Below are 19,093 nucleotides of genomic sequence, written 5' to 3' on the forward strand. Positions count from 1 at the left end.
CTTCGGCCCGTGCCCGCCCGGTTGTCGGTCCCGTCCTGTTGTATGGAACGCATGGAACACACGAGCAACGCGGATCTCCGGACCGAGGCCGATGCCGTCCTCGCCCGGCTCGTCGGGGACGCCACGGGCGCCGCCCGGCTGCGGGAGGACCAGTGGCGGGCGATCGAGGCACTGGTCGCCGACCGGCGCCGGGCCCTGGTCGTCCAGCGCACGGGCTGGGGCAAGTCCGCGGTGTACTTCGTCGCGACCTCGCTGCTGCGGGCCAGAGGCAGTGGCCCCACGGTGATCGTCTCGCCGCTGCTCGCGCTCATGCGCAACCAGGTGGACGCCGCGGGCCGGGCCGGTATCCGTGCCCGGACGATCAACTCGGCCAACACCGAGGAGTGGGACGCCGTCCAGGCGGAGATCGCGGCGGGCGAGGTCGACGTGCTGCTCGTCTCGCCCGAGCGGCTGAACAACCCCGACTTCCGTGACCAGGTGCTGCCCAAGCTGTCCGCCGCCACCGGTCTGCTGGTCGTGGACGAGGCCCACTGCATCTCCGACTGGGGCCACGACTTCCGCCCCGACTACCGCCGGCTGCGCACCATGCTCGGCGACCTGCCGTCCGGCGTGCCCGTGCTGGCGACCACCGCCACGGCCAACGCGCGGGTGACCGCGGACGTCGCCGAGCAGCTCGGCACGGGCGGTGCGTCCGACGCGCTGGTGCTGCGCGGGCCGCTGGACCGGGAGAGTCTGAGCCTCAACGTGCTGCGGCTGCCGGACGCCGCGCACCGGATGGCCTGGCTCGCCGACCACCTCGACGACCTGCCGGGCTCCGGCATCGTCTACACACTCACCGTCGCCGCCGCCGAGGAGGTCACCGCCTTTCTGCGCCAGCGCGGACACGTCGTCGCCTCGTACACGGGCAAGACGGAGAACGCCGAGCGGCAGCAGGCGGAGGACGACCTGCTCGCCAACCGCGTCAAGGCCCTGGTGGCCACCTCCGCGCTCGGCATGGGCTTCGACAAGCCGGACCTCGGCTTCGTCGTCCATCTCGGCTCGCCCTCCTCCCCCATCGCCTACTACCAGCAGGTCGGCAGGGCCGGTCGCGGTGTCGCCCACGCCGAGGTGCTGCTGCTGCCGGGCAAGGAGGACGAGGCGATCTGGGAGTACTTCGCCTCGCTGGCCTTTCCCTCCGAGGAACTGGTCCGGCGCACCCTCGACGTCCTCGCCCGAGCGGACGGACCCCTGTCGCTGCCCGCCCTGGAACCGCTGGTGGAGCTGCGCCGTTCCCGCCTGGAGACGATGCTGAAGGTCCTGGACGTGGACGGGGCGGTACGGCGGGTCAAGGGCGGCTGGACGGCCACCGGACAGCCGTGGTCGTACGACGCCGAGCGCTATGCGTGGGTGGCCCGGCAGCGCGCGGCCGAGCAGCAGGCGATGCGCGAGTACGCGACGACCACCGAGTGCCGCATGGAGTTCCTCCAGCGTCAGCTGGACGACGAGGGCGCCAAGCCGTGCGGCCGCTGTGACAACTGCGCGGGTTCCCGCTTCACCTCCGGCCTGTCCCCGGCGGCCCTGGACGCGGCGCGGAGCGACCTCGGCCGGGCCGGGGTGGAGGTGGAGCCCCGGCGGATGTGGCCGACCGGGCTGCCGGCCATCGGCATCGCTCTCAAGGGACGCATCCCGGCGGGGGAACAGGCCCTGCCCGGACGGGCTCTGGGGCGTCTGTCGGACATCGGCTGGGGCAACCGGCTGCGTCCGCTGCTCGCGCCGCAGACGCCGGACGCGCCGGTGCCGGACGACGTGGCGCGAGCCGTGGTCGACGTGCTGGCCGACTGGTCCCGTGGCCCCGGCGGCTGGGCCTCCGGCGCCTCCGATGCCCCGGCCCGGCCGGTCGGCGTGGTCACCATGGCCTCGCGCAGCAGGCCCCGGCTGATCCACTCCCTGGGCGCGCACATCTCCGAGATCGGTAGGCTGCCCCTGCTCGGCTCGGTGGAATACGCCGGGGACACGCCCCGCGTGCACCGCAGCAACAGCGCACAGCGGCTGAAGGCCCTCGACGGGGCGTTGACGGTGCCGCCGGCCCTGGCGGCGGCGCTCGCCGCGGCCGAAGGTCCGGTGCTGCTGGTCGACGACTTCACGGAGACGGGCTGGACCCTGGCCGTCGCGGCCCGGCTGCTCCGCAGGTCCGGAGCGCGCGGTGTGCTGCCGCTGGTCCTCGCCGTCCAGGGGTGAGCGCCGATTCCGCTGGTCCGGGCCGCCGTGTGGCTGATCGCGGCGGTCCGCCGGACCGGGTCCGGGCGGCGCAGGCGTCGACGACCCGACCTTTGGGTAGGGATATAAGCCACGCACCACCAGATAACCCTCGGCGGCCCCAATTGCTCGTTGCCGCAACCCAGTTCGACAGGAAGAATTGAGGTCCGCCACCCGCACGACTCACCCGTGATCCGGTTGGGCTCCGCTGCGGTGCGCGCTCCCCCGAATCCGACCTCGCCCGCAGTACGGGCGCGTAGCCGAAGGGAGGAACGTGACCTTCGGATTCGCATCGTCCTCGGCGGCCTCGTTGTCGACGCCCGCGTCCGCCGCTTCCGCCAGCCGTCTGCTTGAACCGGCGGAGTGGGCCGCCGCCGGGATTCCTCTGCTGCGCAACCCCCGTGAGGTCGTCAGCGGCCTGCACACCCGCCACGACCCGAAGCCGCTCACGGCGGTCGTGGCCGTTCTCGACCCGGACGAGCGGCTGCGGGCGAGCGCCTCGTTCACGCGCCGCGCGGCCCCGGCCGACGGCTGGATGTTCCGCAACGCGCTGCTGGCCCAACTGCGCAGGGTGATTCCGCACGACCTGCGCCGCCGTACCCCCGTGCGCACGGCCGTCCTGCTCTACTGCCGTGAGGGCGACGCGCGTTGGACCGAGGAGGACGGTGCCTGGATGTGGGGGCTGCGCGACGCCTGCACCCTGCACGGGCTGCGCTGTGGCGCGTACATCACGCTGACCCACGACGGCTGGCAGGTGCTCGGCGAGGGACGCGGCGGGCGCCGGCCCAACGCGCACTCGGCGCCGGAACCGTTCGCCACGTCGCAGGCCCCGCCGCTCGCGCCGCGCACCGGCGGCCCGGTCTCCGACGTACTGCGCCGGGCGGCGGCTCGCTGACCGGCGCGGTGCGGACGGTACGACGATGCGTGCCACCGACCGGATGCCAGTGCGGTCCCGTCCGGCCGGTGCGCGAGGACCGGGCCGGACGCGTGCGCGAGGACCACGCCGAGAGACACCGGTGAGTACGCACGCCCCTGCCCCGCTCACGGCTTGCGGAGCCCTGATGTCTGCCCGGTCGGCGCCAACCGCCGGTCGGCCGCCGGCGTCCGCTGCGGGCGTGCCCGACGGCAGTTGACGGTCGTCGCCGACCGCACCGGCAGGGTGTGTGTCCGGTGCGGCACGCACCACCACGACGGCCCGGATGACTCTCCCGGCACGACCGCTGCCGACGCTCCCCGGGTCTCCCCGGGAGGCCGGTCCTTACAGCCACGACCCGTCGTCCGGGCACGCCGAAAGCCGCACCGTGCGGATTCCGCCGGAGCGGCTCCTTCGGCACCTCGGTGTCCCGAGGTGCCGGACGCGACTCAGACGCCCGCGCCCAGCACCGAGTTGATCTGCTGCGGGTCGCCGCAGACGATCAGCAGGGCACCTGCACGGGAGTGGGCCAGCGGGAGGGCGGTGGCAGCCACGGAGGCGGGGCCTCCGTTGACGGCCACGACGACCACCGGGCGGGAGGCGGCACGGGAGGCGACGGCGGCGTCCGCGTAGAAGACGTCGTCGCCGGCGTCGTGCTGCGCCCAGTAGGACGTCTCACCGAAGGACAGTTCGTGTTCGGCCCACGGGTGCTGCGCACCGGTGGTGATCACGAGCACGTCGCCGGGGGCGCGGCCCGAGTCCAGGAGCAGGTCCACCGCCTCCTCGGCGGCGTCGAGCGCACCCTCGGCCGAAGCCGGGATCAACTGGATCTGCGGGCTCGCCGGGGCGGCGGGGGCGGCCGGGCCGGGCTGGGCCGGAACCACGTCTCGCGGTGTGCGCTGCGCCGGCGGCGTGGGCCGCAGAGGGCCGGGACGACCGGGGCGGGACGGAGCCGCGGGACGGGGGCCGGGTACGGGGCGTGGGGTCGGCGCGGTACGGCCGCTGGCCGGAGTGGCGCGGGGACCCTGGGCACTCTCGTGAATCTGAGGCTCCTCGGGAATGAGAGGCATGAGCTGATTTTTATCAAACGTTGGTGCGGCGCGGATGACCGGGTGGCACATCAGTGCGAGCGGAACCGTCAGAAATCGAAGCCGAGCTGACCCTCGATTTCCGGAACGCTTCCGTCCGCCCAGTTGCGGACCTTCTTGAGGTGCCGCCACTGAGGCAACGCATCAAGATACGCCCATGACAAACGGTGGTGCGGGGTGGGCCCCCGCTCCGCCAGCGCGGCCTTGTGCACGGGCGACGGATACCCGGCGTTGGCCGCGAATCCGAAGTCTGCATGGTCGACACCCAGTTCGGCCATCATTTTGTCGCGCTGAACCTTGGCGATCACCGACGCCGCCGCGACGGCCACACACGACTGATCGCCCTTGATCACCGTGCGGACCTTCCAGGGAGCGCCGAGGTAGTCGTGCTTCCCGTCGAGGATCACGGCGTCGGGACGGACCGGCAGGGCCTCCAGGGCGCGCACCGCGGCCAGCCGCAGCGCGGCCGTCATCCCCAGGTCGTCGATCTCCTCGGGGGAAGCATGCCCCAGCGCATAGGCCGTCACCCATGCCCGCAGGGTCTCGGCGAGTTCTGTGCGTCGTTTGACCGTGAGCAGCTTGGAGTCGGTCAGGCCCTCGGGCGGGCGGCGCAGTCCGGTGATCGCCGCGCAGACCGTGACGGGACCGGCCCAGGCGCCGCGCCCCACCTCGTCGACACCGGCAATGACCTTCGCTCCGGTCGTGGCGCGCAGGGAGCGCTCGACGGTGTGAGTAGGCGGTTCGTACGGCATGGCGCCCTTAGCGTACGCCGCCGGGATCGCCGCGCGACACCCCGGTCTCCCCGCGGGCGCGAAGGGGGCTGGCGCGGGGTGTCAGGCGCCGTAGGGCCGCAGCAGCGGGAGCATCAGCAGGTCGACCATCTCTTCGAGATCTCGGTCGTTCCATTCGCTGGCGCACATCTTCGAGCGGTACATCATCATGGCCGGGATGGCGTCGAAGACATAACCGTTGGCCGCGTCCTCTCGGACCTCTCCTCGCTTTATTCCACGGACGATGACCTCGCGCACCAGCTTGACGGTCGGCTCGACCACGCTCCCGAGGATCACTCCTTCGAAGCGCTCCGCCTGCACCTGATCGCATTCGTGAATGACCGAGCGCAGTGCGGTGCCGGGCCGCGAGTACATGATCTGCCGCACCTGCCGGCACAGGGTGAGGAGGTCCTCGCGCACGCTGCCCAGGTCCGGGGCCTTCTCCACCCGGGGCAGTCCGGACACCAGGGCGTCCGCGACCAGGTCCTCCTTGGAGGGCCAGCGGCGGTAGACCGCCGCCTTGCCGGTGTGGGCGCCGGCCGCGACGCCCTCCATGGTCAGGCCCTTCCAGCCGACCGTACTGAGCTGTTCCAGAGCGGCGTCGAGGATCGCCCGCTCCAGCACCGCACCGCGCCGGCGTGGGGAAGCCGTCCCGGTCGGCGCGGCCGTACAGCGCGAGGTAACCATCTGTGTTTCTCCAGCGGGCGAGGTGAGCGGGATTTCCGGGGCGGCGACGCCGCACCGCGGCAACGGGGGACGCGGGGCGCGACGCGCGGTTGAGTGAACGCTTGCGTTCACTGTTGAGGACTCACTACCGTGGGCGCGACAGTGAACGCGAGCGTTCACTAAAGCCGGTATGGGGGACCCATCGTGACAACCTCTCAGCTTCTCACAGACGACCAGAAAACGGGCGCGGCCCGCCGGGCGGGGCATCCCGGCATCGCACTCACCGTCATCGCGGCCTGCCAACTCATGGTGGTACTCGACGCGACGATTGTGAATATCGCGCTCCCGCACATTCAAGAAGCGCTCAGCTTCAGCACGACCGATCTGACATGGGTGGTCAGCGCCTACACGCTCACCTTCGGCGGTCTGCTGCTGCTCGGCGCGCGGGCCGGTGACATCCTCGGCCGTCGCCGGGTGTTCATGGCGGGCATCCTGCTGTTCACCTTCGCGTCGCTGCTGGGCGGACTGGCCCAGGAGCCCTGGCAGTTGCTCGCCGCGCGGGCCCTGCAAGGTGTGGGCGGCGCGATAGCGTCCCCCACGGCACTGGCGCTGATAACCACCACCTTCCCCGAAGGCCCGGAACGCAACCGGGCCTTCGGTGTGTTCGCCGCCGTGTCCGCCGGTGGCGGTGCCATCGGCCTGCTCGCGGGCGGCATGCTCACCGACTGGCTCGACTGGCGCTGGGTGCTGTTCGTCAACGTGCCCATCGGTGTGCTGATCGCGTTCCTCGCGCCGCTGTACATCAACGAGTCCGTGCGTCATCCGGGACGCTTCGACCTCGCCGGCGCCCTCACCTCCACGGTCGGCATGGCGTCGCTGGTGTACGGGTTCATCCGCGCCGCGGAGGACGGCTGGCGGGACGGGCTCACGATCGGGTCCTTCGCCGCGGCCGTCGTGTTGCTGTTCGCCTTCGTCTACATCGAGACGCGGGCGAAGGAGCCGATCACCCCGCTCCGGATGTTCGCGGACCGGAACCGCTGGGGCACCTACGTGATCATGCTGAGCCTGGCCGCGGCGATGTTCGGCATGTTCTTCTACATCGTGCTGTTCGTGCAGAACGTGCTCGGCTACAGCGCCATCGAGGCCGGTTTCGCCTTCCTTCCCGTGACGGCCGCGATCGCGGTGGGCGCGGGTCTGTCGCAGCGCTTCCTGCCGGTCTTCGGCCCCAAGCCGTTCATGATGGCCGGCGCGGCGCTGGTGACGGTCGGGCTGGCCTGGCAGACCTTCATCAAGCCCGACAGCACCTACACCGGCGGGGTGCTGGGTCCGATGCTGGTGTTCGGCTTCGGCATGGGCCTGACGTTCGTGACGGCCACCGTCACCGCCGTGGCCGGTGTCGCTCCGCACGAGGCGGGCGCGGCCTCGGGTCTGCTCAACGCCATGCAGCAGGTCGGCGGTTCGCTCGGGCTGTCCATCCTGACGACCGTCTTCGGGTCGGCCAGCAAGGACGAGGCGAAGAAGCAGCTGCCGCAGTTCCTCGCCGACGCCTCGTCGGAGCAGAAGGCGCGGTTCGCCACCACACACCAGCTGCCCGCGCCGTGGGGTCACGACGTGCTCGCCCACGGCATCTCCACCGCCTTCGTCCCGGCCGCCGCGATGGCCGCGCTCGCCTTCGTCACCGCCGCGCTGGTGCTGAGGGTCCGCAAGAGCGACCTCGACTCCCTCGCGGGCACCGCGGGCCCGCACCTGGGCTGAGCCGGGCCGCGCCGCGCGCGACCGCGGCCGGGCGGGCCCCTGCCGGACAGCGGACGGCACAGACGGGGACCCGGCCGGCCGCGCCACGGCCACCAGCACCCACAAGACGACCGGGGCCAGGGCCGGGAGCAGAGCCGGATGCGGCAGCAGCACGGACACCGGCGGGCCGAACGCCATCGCACATCCCCTCCGTCCCTCGTCCTCGCGCCTGCGCCGGCCCGCCGGTCACGGACACGGCAGACGGCGGACACCGGGACAACGAGCGACGGTCACGGAGAGTTCCCACCGGGCACGGAGAGTTTCCGTCGTCCCGACGCGGGCCGGCCTGCCCGACGGCAGGAGCCGTCAGACTCCGGCGGGCACCCAGTCCGGCAGTGCCTCGGTACGCCCGGCCCACTCGGCGGGCGGGGCCCCCGCCTTGTCCGCGGCCAGCACACCGCCCACGATCGCGCAGGTGGTGTCCACGTCACCGCCTACCTGCGCCGTGGTCCAGAAGGCCGTCGGGTAGTCGCCGAGGGAGCGAGCGGCGGACCAGAGCGCGAAGGGGACCGTGTCGTGGGCGGTCGTACGGCGCCCGCAGCCCAGGACGGCCGCGACGGTGCCCGCGTCGCCGTAGTCGAGCATGTCCCGGGCACGGCGGAGGCCCTGGCCGACCGCGCTCTTCGGGACGAGGGCGATGACGCCGTCGAGGAGGGCTTCCGGGGCGGGCGGACCGTCGGGGGAACCGGCGAACGCCGCCGCGGCGGCCACGGCCATGGCCCCGACCACGGCTTCCCGGTGCTGATGCGTGGTGTAGGCCGAGATCTCCGCCTGGTGGGTCGCCTGCTCCGGATCGTCCGCGTACCACGCGCCCAGGGGCGCGATCCGCATCGCCGCGCCGTTGCCCCAGGAGCCCTGGCCGTTGAACAGCCCGGCGGCCAGCCGGCGCCAGTCCTCGCCCTCCCGGACCAGGCGCAGCAGCCGGTTGACCGCGGGGCCGTAGCCCCGGTCGAAGTCGTGGTGCTCGGCGAAGGAGCGCGCGAGCGCGTCCTGGTCGACGCGGTGGTGGGCGGCCAGGACGGTGACCACGGAGCAGGCCATCTCGGTGTCGTCCGTCCACTGCCAGGGGCCGGCGGGCAGCTCGCGGCGCTTGAGCAGGGGAAGGTTCGCGGGGACGAAGAACTGGGAGCCCAGCGCGTCTCCCACGGCCAGTCCCCGCAGGCTCGCCAGGGCCCGCTCCAGGCGTCCGGGGGAAGAGGAGTCAGCGGTCATCGCCCTGCCACCTTATCCGGTGACCCAGTGCGGCACCGGCTCGCGCCAGCGTTCGAAGGGCCGGTCGAGTGTGTACTTACCGTCCTCTCCGAGAACGAGCATCCGCATCTCGGCGTTCCCGGGATTGGCCAGCGACTCGAATTCCGCGACCGTCCAGTGGAACCAGCGCATGCAGAACAGCCGCATGGCGAGCCCGTGGGTCACCAGGAGGACGTTCGGGGGATGGTCAGGGGCCTCGAAGCTGCGGAAGAGGCTCTCCAGGAAGCCGCCGACGCGGTCGTACACGTCGGCGCCGGACTCGCCCTGCGGGAAGCGGAAGAAGAAGTGGCCGTACGCGTCCCGGTACGCCTTCTGCAGGCGCACGTCGTCGCGGTCCTGCCAGTTGCCCCAGTCCTGCTCGCGCAGCCGGGGCTCCTCCCGGACGCGTATCAGGCCGGGGTCGAGGTGGAAGGCGCGGAGGGTCTCGTGGGTACGGCGGTACGGGGAGACGTACACGCTCACCCGCTCCCGGCCGAACAGTTCGCGCAGCCGCTCTCCGGTCTCCTCGGCCTGCCGCCGTCCGCGTTCGGTCAGCGCGAGGGCGTGGTCGGGCTCGCGCTCGTACACGGAGTCGTCGACGTTGCCCGTGGACTCGCCGTGCCGGACAAGGACGATGCGCCGTGGTCGTGCCATGCCGAAACCCTAGATCGAACGGCGGCCGGTCGAGCACTCGTACCGGCTCCATACGGCGTAGGTCACACGAATCCGGCGTGCCGGGCCGTTCCGGAGGTGCCGTGAGGCCGTCTTGGCGTGCGTCCGCTCGTCAAACCTTCGCGCGCCCGGAAGCACCTCGCAAGCGGCGGATCGTCTGCGCGCGCCTCCGGACCGCCTTCGCGCCCCTCCTCAGACCGTCCAGGACGGCTCCAGGTCCACGAGGTCACCGGTGAGTGCCGCGATGTCCGCCTCGGTCTGGGCGCGCAGGGCGAGGCGTTCCACGCGCTCGGTGCGGTATTTGCCGTGCTCGGCCGCCGAGCGCCACATCGACAGGATCAGGAACTCCTGCTCGGGCGCCTCGGCGAACATGCCGCGGATCATGCCGGGCGAGCCGGCCATCGCCGGGTTCCAGACCTTCTCCTGCATGAGCGTGAAGTGCTCGACGCGCTCTTCACGGACCGTGCACAGGGCCACGCGGATCAGGTCGGCGTCGGTGAAGCGGGGCTCGAATCCGGTCTTCACGTCGAAGCGGTACTCGAACAGCTTGACCTGTGCGTCCTTGAAGGTGCCGGACTGGGCCGCGGCCAAGCGGTCGTGGGAGCGGGCCATGAAGGAGTCGTAGAAGGCCCGGCTCTCCCAGAAGGCGAAGAGGTGCGCCACTCCCGGCCGCTGCCGGCTCCAGCCCCCGCCCTGTCCCCGGAAACCCGGCTCCCCCGGGAGCCCCGCCCATTTCCGCTGCCCGCGCTCGAACCCGCGGCGGTCCACCACGGTGCAGCGAATCCACTTGACCAGCACCGCGCCATCGTACGGCCAGCGGACGTGGCGCCGGTCACGTCTTGGGGAGATCGACCGCGCGTACGCGGCCGCGTACGTGGCACGATAAGCAAGAAACCCCGGCCGCACGGGAGTTGGGGTCGAGCCACAGGGGGAAGCCTGATGACCGGCTTCAGCAAGGGAATCCGCAAGGTCGAGGTCGCGCTCAAGTGGGACCCCAGTCCGGCGGGAGGCCCGCCGACCGATCTCGACATCGTCGCCGCGACCTTCGTCTCGGACGACGCGTACGGGGATCCGGCCTATCTGGTGCACTTCGACAGCCGCTCGCCGGACGGCACGATCACCCTCAACCGTGACAGCACGGACGGCAAGGGTTTCGGCTGGGACGAGGTGATGACGCTCGAACTGGACCGTCTCGACGGCCGCTACGCGCGCGTGGTGGTGGGCGCCGTCATCCAGCAGAGGTACGGCCACAGGACGTTCGCCGGCGTGCTGCGTCCCGCTCTGCGCATCCGTGAGGGCTACACCGTGCTCGCCGAGGACGACTTCGGCACGGTGGCCGGGGCGACGGCCGCCGCGGTCGCCGAGTTCGTCCGGGACGGCTCCGGTGAGTGGACCTTCCGTCCCGGCCTGCGCGGCTTCGAGGACGACCCGGCGACCTTCACCCGGGTCATGGGCCGGGCGCACCGGTCCTGACGTCCTCGTACCGCACGCGTAAGGGGCGCCGGCCATGGCTGGCGCCCCTTACCTCACGAACGGCGTGTCATCAGCTGCAGCCGCTGGTCGAGCCGCAGCCCTCGCAGATGTAGCAGGAGCCGGCCCGCTGCATCTTCGTACCGCAGGAGAAGCACAGCGGGGCGTCGGCCTGGATGCCCAGCTGCATCTCCACCAGCTCGGCGCTGGTGTGGGCCTGCTTCGGGGCGGGCTTGGCCGCCTCGGTCTCGGCCTTCGGCGTGGCGACCGCCTTCAGCTCCTGGGCGCGCGGCGCCGACTGGGCCAGGCCCTCGACGTCGACCTCGTCGTCGGCCGGCTCATAGGAACCGGTCTCCAGGTGGCGCTGACGCTCCTCGGCGGAGTGGATGCCGAGCGCGGAGCGGGTCTCGAAGGGCAGGAAGTCCAGCGCCAGGCGGCGGAAGATGTAGTCGACGATCGACTGCGCCATCCGCACGTCCGGGTCGTCCGTCATGCCGGCCGGCTCGAAGCGCATGTTGGTGAACTTCGAGACGTACGTCTCCAGCGGCACGCCGTACTGGAGGCCGACGGAGACGGCGATGGAGAAGGCGTCCATCATGCCCGCGAGGGTGGAGCCCTGCTTGGACATCTTCAGGAAGACCTCGCCGAGACCGTCGTCGGGGTAGGAGTTGGCGGTCATGTAACCCTCGGCGCCACCGACCGTGAAGGAGGTGGTGATGCCCGGGCGGCCCTTGGGGAGGCGCTTGCGGACCGGACGGTACTCGACGACCTTCTCGACCTTGGTCTCGACGGCCGCGGGCTCCTCGGCCTTCTTCTCGTCCGCCGAGTCCTTCTTCTTGGCGGAGAGCGGCTGGCCCACCTTGCAGTTGTCGCGGTAGATCGCCAGCGCCTTGACGCCCAGCTTCCAGGCCTCGAAGTAGATCTCCTCGACCTCCTCGACGGTCGCCGTCTCCGGCATGTTGACCGTCTTGGAGATGGCACCGGAGATCCACGGCTGGATCGCGGCCATCATGCGGACGTGGCCCATCGGGGAGATGGCGCGCTCGCCCATGGCGCAGTCGAACACCTCGTAGTGCTCCTGCTTGAGGCCGGGGGCGTCGATCACATTGCCGTTCTCGGCGATGTGGGCGACGATCGCCTCGATCTGCTCCTCCTGGTAGCCCAGGCGGCGCAGGGCCTGCGGGACGGTGCCGTTGACGATCTGCATCGAGCCGCCGCCGACCAGCTTCTTGAACTTCACCAGCGCGAGGTCGGGCTCGACACCGGTGGTGTCGCAGGACATCGCGAGACCGATGGTGCCGGTCGGCGCGAGAACGGACGCCTGGGAGTTACGGAAACCGTTCTTCTCGCCGAGCCGCAGCACGTCCTGCCAGGCCTCCGTGGCGGCGGCCCAGACCGGGGTGTCCAGGTCGTCCATGCGGACGGCCGTGCCGTTGGCGTCGGAGTGCTGCTTCATGACGCGCTTGTGGGCGTCGGCGTTGCGGGCGTAGCCGTCGTAGGTGCCGACGACCTCGGCCAGCTCGGCGGAGCGGCGGTAGGCCGTACCCGTCATCAGGGAGGTGATCGCGCCGGCCAGGGCGCGACCGCCGTCGGAGTCGTAGGCGTGGCCGGTGGCCATCAGCAGGGCGCCGAGGTTGGCGTAGCCGATGCCGAGCTGGCGGAAGGCGCGGGTGTTCTCGCCGATCTTCTGGGTCGGGAAGTCCGCGAAGCAGATCGAGATGTCCATCGCGGTGATGACCAGCTCGACGACCTTCTGGAAGCGCTCGGTCTCGAAGGACTGGCTGCCCTTGCCGTCGTCCTTCAGGAACTTCATCAGGTTCAGCGAGGCCAGGTTGCAGGACGTGTTGTCCAGGTGCATGTACTCGCTGCACGGGTTCGACGCGGTGATCCGGCCGGACTCGGGGCAGGTGTGCCAGTTGTTGATCGTGTCGTCGTACTGGATGCCCGGGTCGGCGCAGGCCCAGGCGGCCTCGGCGATCTTGCGGAAGAGCGCCTTGGCGTCGACCTCCTCGATGACCTCACCGGTCATACGGGCGCGCAGGCCGAACTTGCCGCCGTCCTCGACCGCCTTCATGAACTCGTCGTTCACGCGGACCGAGTTGTTGGCGTTCTGGTACTGGACGGACGTGATGTCGTCGCCGCCCAGGTCCATGTCGAAGCCCGCGTCGCGCAGGACGCGGATCTTCTCCTCTTCCTTGACCTTGGTCTCGATGAAGTCCTCGATGTCGGGGTGGTCGACGTCGAGCACCACCATCTTGGCGGCGCGGCGGGTGGCACCGCCGGACTTGATGGTGCCGGCGGAGGCGTCGGCGCCGCGCATGAAGGAGACGGGGCCCGAGGCGTTGCCGCCGGAGGAGAGCAGCTCCTTGGAGGAGCGGATGCGGGAGAGGTTCAGGCCGGCGCCGGAACCGCCCTTGAAGATCATGCCCTCTTCCTTGTACCAGTCGAGGATCGACTCCATGGAGTCGTCGACGGACAGGATGAAGCAGGCCGAGACCTGCTGGGGCTGCTTGGTGCCGACGTTGAACCACACCGGGCTGTTGAAGCTGAAGATCTGGTGCAGGAGGGCGTACGCCAGCTCGTGCTCGAAGATCTCGGCGTCGGCGGGAGAGGAGAAGTACTTGTGGTCCTCACCGGCCTTCCGGTACGTCTTCACGATGCGGTCGATCAGCTGCTTGAGGCTGGTCTCGCGCTGCGGGGTGCCGACGGCACCACGGAAGTACTTGCTGGTGACGATGTTGACCGCGTTCACCGACCAGAAGTCGGGGAATTCGACGCCACGCTGCTCGAAGTTGACCGAGCCGTCGCGCCAGTTGGTCATGACGACGTCACGGCGCTCCCACGCCACCTCGTCGTACGGGTGCACGCCGGGGGTGGTGTGGATGCGCTCGATGCGCAGGCCCTTGCTGCCCTTGGTGCCCTTGGCGCGGGCACCTCGTGCCGGACCGCTCGCCGTCTCTGTCATGCCGCCTCCCTACGGGCGAAAACGCCCTGAAATGCCCCCGTTGTTCCCGTGGGCACATGTTTCTGTCTTGCGTCGCGGGCAGCCGCAGCCGCCGCCCGCAACAGGTCTTCGTTCGCCGCCGTACGACCGGAACCCGGTTCTCCGTCCGGATTCCGGTCCGTCGGTCAGTCGGCGGCTTGCGCGGGCTCGGGAACCCGAGTGGTCCCGGCCGGCCCGCGATGGTCTTCCTGGCTCCCCGCGCCGCCGTCTTCCTCGTCCGCGGCGGGGCGCGTCGCCTCCCTCAGCTCCGCGATGGCGGCCTCGAAGTCCTCGAGCGAGTCGAACGCCCGGTAGACGGAGGCGAACCGCAGAAAGGCGACGAGGTCCAGCTCCTGCAACGGGCCGAGTATGGCCAGCCCCACGTCGTGGGTGGTCAGCTCGGCGCTTCCGGTCGCCCGCACCGCCTCCTCGACCCGCTGCCCGAGCTGGGCGAGCGCGTCCTCGGTGACCGGCCGTCCCTGGCACGCCTTGCGCACGCCGTTGATGACCTTGGTGCGGCTGAACGGTTCGGTGACTCCGGACCGCTTCACCACCATGAGCGAGCACGTCTCCACGGTCGTGAAACGACGGGAGCAGTCAGGGCACTGGCGGCGCCTGCGGATGGACGTGCCGTCGTCGGTCGTACGACTGTCGACCACACGGCTGTCGGGGTGCCTGCAGAAGGGGCAGTGCATGTTCTCCAACCCTCCTCACAGCAGACTCGTCAGCCTCGTCCGACCCACAGGCCTCGCGAAGCAGCCCCAAGCATAGGCGATCGAAGAGCCGCCTCCGACCGGGGGGACCACAACTTGTGGGCCGCTGTGACCATCCAACCACTACATGTGGGGATCGACTCATTCGCCAAGGCAGACACGCGTGTCGCGCCGGGACGGCGCCCGGAGCGCCGTGGCGATCCGGCCGCGCACGCGGACGCGGAGCCGCTCCACCGCGCGTTCACGGGGATACGGTGGGCGCCGCGGGGAGGACGCGTGGCACTTCCGCACAGAAGGGGCCCCGGATACCGGACCGTGGCATTCCGGATGGCAGACTGAGGAGGCCGCTCGCGAGGCGTGCGACTCCAGCGGTGAAGAGTACAACAATGGGCGCTTTTGTCCGCCGAACGTCGCGCTACCTATACACCGGAAGACCCGGTCACGTCACGCGAAACGCCCTTTTTCACTCGAACGTGTGTTTGGCGCAACCTTTCGAAAGCAACTACCGTTGTGCAGCAGGGAGACCATCGAGAGGGGCCGCCGTGACCACCACCGCAGACAGTGCCATCATCACCGCCCAGGACCGCTCCCAGGGCCGAGTCGAGCCGGTACACGCGATGAACGAAGCCACGAATCCCGAGGGAAACAAGCGCTCCCTGCCGGGCCGACCTCCGGGCATCCGGGCGGACAGCTCCGGGCTCACCGACCGGCAGCGCCGGGTGATCGAGGTCATCAGGGACTCCGTGCAGCGGCGCGGTTACCCGCCGTCGATGCGGGAGATCGGTCAGGCCGTCGGCCTTTCCAGCACGTCCTCCGTCGCCCACCAGCTGATGGCACTGGAGCGCAAGGGCTTCCTGCGCCGCGACCCCCACCGCCCGCGCGCCTACGAGGTCCGCGGTTCGGACCAGACCGTCACCGTGCAGCCCACGGACACCGCCGGCAAGCCCGCCGCGTCGTACGTCCCGCTGGTCGGCCGCATCGCCGCCGGTGGCCCCATCCTGGCGGAGGAGTCCGTCGAGGACGTCTTCCCCCTCCCCCGCCAGCTCGTCGGCGACGGCGAACTCTTCGTCCTGAAGGTCGTCGGCGACTCCATGATCGAGGCCGCGATCTGCGACGGCGACTGGGTCACCGTGCGCCGCCAGCCGGTCGCCGAGAACGGCGACATCGTGGCCGCGATGCTCGACGGCGAGGCCACCGTCAAGCGCTTCAAGCGCGAGGACGGCCACGTATGGCTCCTCCCCCACAACGCGGCCTACGAGCCGATCCCCGGCGACGACGCGACCATCCTGGGCAAGGTCGTCGCCGTGCTGCGGCGCGTGTGACGGCCGCGGCGAACGAGCCCCGTCGGCTCGCTCCCTGACCGGGCCCCGGAACCCCTGCGCCGGTTCCGGGGCCCTGCTCGTCCCCCAGGCGGCCGTGCGGCGCCGCGCCCGTCCCGGGTGGCCGCCGCCGGCGACCAGGGATCACTTCCCCTCCGCCTCCTTCGCCGCGGCGTCGATCGCCGAGAGCGACCTGCGGACCTGGTTGCGGTCCGTGGTGTACCAGAAGTCCGGCAGTGACGCCTTGAGGTAGCCGCCGTAGCGCGCGGTCGCCAGCCGCTGGTCCAGCACGGCCACCACGCCCCGGTCGCCGGAGGCCCGGACGAGGCGGCCGGCGCCCTGTGCCATGAGCAGGGCCGCGTGGGTGGCGGCGACCGCCATGAAGCCGTTGCCGCCGGCGTCCTCCACCGCCTTCTGGCGCGCGCTCATCAGCGGGTCGTCGGGGCGCGGGAACGGGATCTTGTCCATGACGACCAGCTGGCAACTGGGCCCCGGGACGTCGACGCCCTGCCAGAGCGACAGCGTGCCGAACAGACATGTCTTCGGATCGGCGGCGAAGTTCTTGATCAGCTCGCCGAGCGTCTCCTCGCCCTGGAGCAGGATCGGGAACTCGGGGATCCGGGAGCGCAGCTCCTCCGCCGCGAGCTGGGCGGCCCGCATGGACGAGAAGAGGCCGAGGGTGCGCCCGCCGGCCGCCTGGATCAGCTCGGTCAGCTCGTCCAGCATGTCGGCGCGCTCGCCGTCGCGCGCGGGCCGAGCGAGGTGTGCGGCGACGTACAGGATGCCCTGCTTGCGGTAGTCGAAGGGCGAGCCGACGTCGATGCCCTTCCACTGCGGCAGGTCCTCGCCCTGCGCGCCCTCCGGGCCGAGGCCCAGGGAAGCGCCGACGCCGTTGAAGTCACCGCCGAGCTTGAGCGTCGCCGAGGTGAGGACGACGGACCGGTCGGCGAAGAGCTTCTCCCTGAGCAGGCCGGAGACCGACATGGGAGCGACCCGCAGGGACGCGCCGAACCGGTCGTGCCGCTCGTACCAGACGACGTCCCACTCCGAGCCGTTCAGGATCCGTTCCGCCACGTCGTGGACCGTCTCCACCGAGGCCAGCGCCTGCTTGCGGACCGCGTCCTCGTCCTGGACGGACTTGTCGCGGGTCGCGCCGATCGCGGAGATCACCGTGCGGGCGGCGTCCCGCAGCTGCATCAGGGCGTAGCCGAGGTCTTCCGGGATCTCCTCCAGACGGCCCGGAAGCGCGAGTTCCATGAGCCGCTCGAAGCCCTCGGCGGCGGTCTGGAGCTGGTCGGCGGCCTTTTCGTTGACGAGCTTGGCGGCACGGCGCACGGCACGGTTGACCTGGCCGGGCGTGAGTTCGCCGGTGGCGACGCCGGTGACGCGGGAGACGAGTTCGTGCGCCTCGTCCACGATCAGCACCTCGTGCTGCGGCAGTACCGGGGCGCCTTCGATGGCGTCGATGGCGAGCAGGGCGTGGTTGGTGACGACCACCTCGGCGAGCTTGGCCCGCTCACGGGCCATCTCCGCGAAGCACTCGGCGCCGTACGCGCATTTCGAGGCGCCCAGGCACTCCCGCGACGACACCGACACCTGGGCCCAGGCGCGGTCCGACACACCGGGCGTGAGGTCGTCCCGGTCGCCGTTCTCGGTCTCGTCCGCCCAGTCCCGCAGTCGCAGCAGGTCCTGGCCCAGCTTGCTGGTGGGCGCGGCGGCCTCGAACTGGTCGAAGAGCCCCTCTTCCTCGTCCTGCGGCATGCCCTCGTGCAGGCGGTGCAGGCACAGGTAGTTCGACCGGCCCTTGAGCATGGCGAAGTCCGGACGGCGGCGCAGCAGCGGGTGCAGGGCGTCGACCGTGCGCGGCAGGTCCCGCTCCACGAGCTGGCGCTGCAGGGCGAGCGTGGCCGTCGCGACGATCACTCTCTCTCCGTGCGCGAGCGCGGGCACGAGGTAGCCCAGCGACTTACCGGTGCCGGTGCCGGCCTGGACCAGCAGGTGGGAACCGTCGTCGATCGCCTCGGCGACCGCTTCGGCCATGGTGACCTGGCCGGGGCGCTCCGTGCCGCCGACGGCGGCGACGGCGGCATGCAGGAGTTCGGAGAGGGAGGGCTTCGTCATAGCCTGACCACCCTACGGCCCCGCACTGACAAACGGGGGGCTGCGGCGGGGACGGGGGACGGGATCACGACCGGGGCTCCTGGGATGGGGGGTGCGGGACGGCGGGACGCGTGCGGGATGGGGCGACGGCTCCGTAGGCGAGGCGAGGCGGCGGATCTCGTCGGTGGCGGCGCGCGGTGGCCGTCGTGCGGCCGGCGGCTCCTTGACCTTCGGTGGTTTCCTCGGGTCGTCGCACGCCTCTCGCCGTGGCGGCACGGAACACCCCGGACTTCTTTCCCGGTTCCGGGAACACCACGGCACCGCCACTCGTATCTCATGGTGAGCGCGCGATCACGTGCCGCTACAGCGCATCGCGCAGGACCCGGTCCCGGATCATGAGGGCGGCCCGCTTGCCGGGCAGGTCGATCTCGGCCGCGAACCGGAAGCCCGCGCTGAGGAACGCGGCGATGGAGGGGGTGTTGCGGAGATCGGGTTCAGCCACCACGCGTGGGCAGGCGGGACGCCGGTCGAGGATCAGGTCGGCCACGGCGCGGAGCAGCGCGGAGCCCAGCCCGCGTCCCCGGTCCGCCGCGTCACCGATGAGCAGATGGACACCGGTGTCGTGCGGACGGGCCGGATAACCGCGGGCGAGCGGGTCCAGGTCCGCCCGGTAGATCTCCCAGTAGCTCATCGGGGTGCCGTCGAGTACGCCGAGACACGGCACGCAGCATCCGTCGCCGTTCAGTTGGGCCCGCAGGTGCTCCTCCGTCCGGCGCGGAGGCCCGGCGAGTTCCCAGAAGGCGGCGACGGCCGGGTCGTTCATCCAGCGGTGCACGAGCGGCAGGTCGTGATCGATGTGCACGGGCACCAGCCGGAAGGAACCGGCGGGGGTGGCGACCGGGCCCCAGGTGGCGAGCCGGTCGAGGAGGTCCGTCGTCGTCCCGGCGCGGAGGGCGAGGAATTCCGCGGGCAGGTGCAGTTCCAGCGTGTCCTCGCTGTCCGGGTCGTCGTCCTCGATGGCGAACGGGCCGAACGGGGAGGTCCGGAGGTCCGTGGCGGCGGGCCACGGGCCGGCGCGGTACGGACGGGCGGAGGCCGGGCCGGTTTCGGTGGTCATGTCGGTGGGAGCCACGGTGCTCC

The 19,093-nt window shown here is 71.2% G+C and carries 15 protein-coding genes; 5 read left to right on the plus strand and 10 right to left on the minus strand.

What is annotated here, in order from left to right:
• The first annotated feature begins 51 nt into the window (after positions 1-51).
• Both SCK26_RS09780 and SCK26_RS09785 read left to right on the plus strand, forming a co-directional pair.
• Positions 52-2,217: a RecQ family ATP-dependent DNA helicase gene (locus tag SCK26_RS09780; protein WP_318200890.1), complete on the plus strand. Its 2,166-nt coding sequence runs from the start codon at positions 52-54 to the stop codon at positions 2,215-2,217.
• 292 nt (positions 2,218-2,509) lie between these two features.
• The gene (locus SCK26_RS09785; protein WP_318200891.1) at positions 2,510-3,130 is read left to right on the plus strand and encodes a hypothetical protein; all 621 of its coding nucleotides are present in this window, start codon (positions 2,510-2,512) and stop codon (positions 3,128-3,130) included.
• A gap of 467 nt (positions 3,131-3,597) precedes the next feature.
• Here the strand turns inward: SCK26_RS09785 and SCK26_RS09790 are convergent, their stop codons facing one another.
• From SCK26_RS09790 to SCK26_RS09800, 3 genes are all read right to left on the minus strand, one after another.
• Positions 3,598-4,218: a hypothetical protein gene (locus SCK26_RS09790; protein ID WP_318200892.1), complete on the minus strand. Its 621-nt coding sequence runs from the start codon at positions 4,216-4,218 to the stop codon at positions 3,598-3,600.
• Between the two features lie 68 nt (positions 4,219-4,286).
• On the minus strand, positions 4,287-4,988 hold the full coding sequence (locus tag SCK26_RS09795; RefSeq protein ID WP_318200893.1) for a ribonuclease HII: 702 nt from the start codon (positions 4,986-4,988) through the stop codon (positions 4,287-4,289).
• A gap of 81 nt (positions 4,989-5,069) precedes the next feature.
• Positions 5,070-5,693, minus strand: coding sequence for a TetR/AcrR family transcriptional regulator (locus SCK26_RS09800; RefSeq protein WP_318200894.1), 624 nt, complete (start codon positions 5,691-5,693; stop codon positions 5,070-5,072).
• 183 nt (positions 5,694-5,876) lie between these two features.
• Here SCK26_RS09800 and SCK26_RS09805 point away from each other — a divergent pair, with 183 nt between their 5' ends.
• Positions 5,877-7,427, plus strand: coding sequence for an MFS transporter (locus SCK26_RS09805; protein WP_318200895.1), 1,551 nt, complete (start codon positions 5,877-5,879; stop codon positions 7,425-7,427).
• 345 nt (positions 7,428-7,772) lie between these two features.
• Here the strand turns inward: SCK26_RS09805 and SCK26_RS09810 are convergent, their stop codons facing one another.
• From SCK26_RS09810 to SCK26_RS09820, 3 genes are all read right to left on the minus strand, one after another.
• The gene (locus tag SCK26_RS09810; RefSeq protein ID WP_318200896.1) at positions 7,773-8,678 is read right to left on the minus strand and encodes an ADP-ribosylglycohydrolase family protein; all 906 of its coding nucleotides are present in this window, start codon (positions 8,676-8,678) and stop codon (positions 7,773-7,775) included.
• Positions 8,679-8,690: 12 nt separating this feature from the next.
• Complete coding sequence (locus tag SCK26_RS09815; protein WP_318200897.1) at positions 8,691-9,350, minus strand: histidine phosphatase family protein; 660 nt, start codon at positions 9,348-9,350, stop codon at positions 8,691-8,693.
• A gap of 210 nt (positions 9,351-9,560) precedes the next feature.
• Positions 9,561-10,166 (minus strand): YdbC family protein, encoded by a 606-nt coding sequence (locus tag SCK26_RS09820; RefSeq protein WP_318200898.1) that lies wholly within the window; start codon positions 10,164-10,166, stop codon positions 9,561-9,563.
• Between the two features lie 141 nt (positions 10,167-10,307).
• Here SCK26_RS09820 and SCK26_RS09825 point away from each other — a divergent pair, with 141 nt between their 5' ends.
• The gene (locus SCK26_RS09825) at positions 10,308-10,841 is read left to right on the plus strand and encodes a TerD family protein (protein WP_318200899.1); all 534 of its coding nucleotides are present in this window, start codon (positions 10,308-10,310) and stop codon (positions 10,839-10,841) included.
• A 70-nt stretch (positions 10,842-10,911) separates the two neighbouring features.
• Here the strand turns inward: SCK26_RS09825 and SCK26_RS09830 are convergent, their stop codons facing one another.
• Together SCK26_RS09830 and nrdR are read right to left on the minus strand one after the other, a co-directional pair.
• Positions 10,912-13,803, minus strand: a complete 2,892-nt coding sequence (locus SCK26_RS09830; protein ID WP_318200900.1) for a vitamin B12-dependent ribonucleotide reductase — start codon at positions 13,801-13,803, stop codon at positions 10,912-10,914.
• A 164-nt stretch (positions 13,804-13,967) separates the two neighbouring features.
• Positions 13,968-14,516: a transcriptional regulator NrdR gene (gene nrdR, locus SCK26_RS09835; protein WP_318200901.1), complete on the minus strand. Its 549-nt coding sequence runs from the start codon at positions 14,514-14,516 to the stop codon at positions 13,968-13,970.
• A 560-nt stretch (positions 14,517-15,076) separates the two neighbouring features.
• On the opposite strand from nrdR, the gene lexA reads away from it, so the two are divergent.
• Entirely contained in the window at positions 15,077-15,856 is a 780-nt protein-coding gene (gene lexA, locus SCK26_RS09840) for a transcriptional repressor LexA (RefSeq protein ID WP_318200902.1), read from the plus strand.
• Between the two features lie 141 nt (positions 15,857-15,997).
• Here lexA and SCK26_RS09845 read toward each other — a convergent pair whose 3' ends face one another.
• Together SCK26_RS09845 and SCK26_RS09850 are read right to left on the minus strand one after the other, a co-directional pair.
• On the minus strand, positions 15,998-17,974 hold the full coding sequence (locus tag SCK26_RS09845) for an ATP-dependent DNA helicase (RefSeq protein ID WP_318200903.1): 1,977 nt from the start codon (positions 17,972-17,974) through the stop codon (positions 15,998-16,000).
• Between the two features lie 340 nt (positions 17,975-18,314).
• Entirely contained in the window at positions 18,315-19,085 is a 771-nt protein-coding gene (locus SCK26_RS09850; protein ID WP_318200904.1) for a GNAT family N-acetyltransferase, read from the minus strand.
• Positions 19,086-19,093: the final 8 nt, after the last annotated feature.

The sequence above is a fragment of the Streptomyces sp. SCL15-4 genome (assembly GCF_033366695.1).
Taxonomy (GTDB): domain Bacteria; phylum Actinomycetota; class Actinomycetes; order Streptomycetales; family Streptomycetaceae; genus Streptomyces.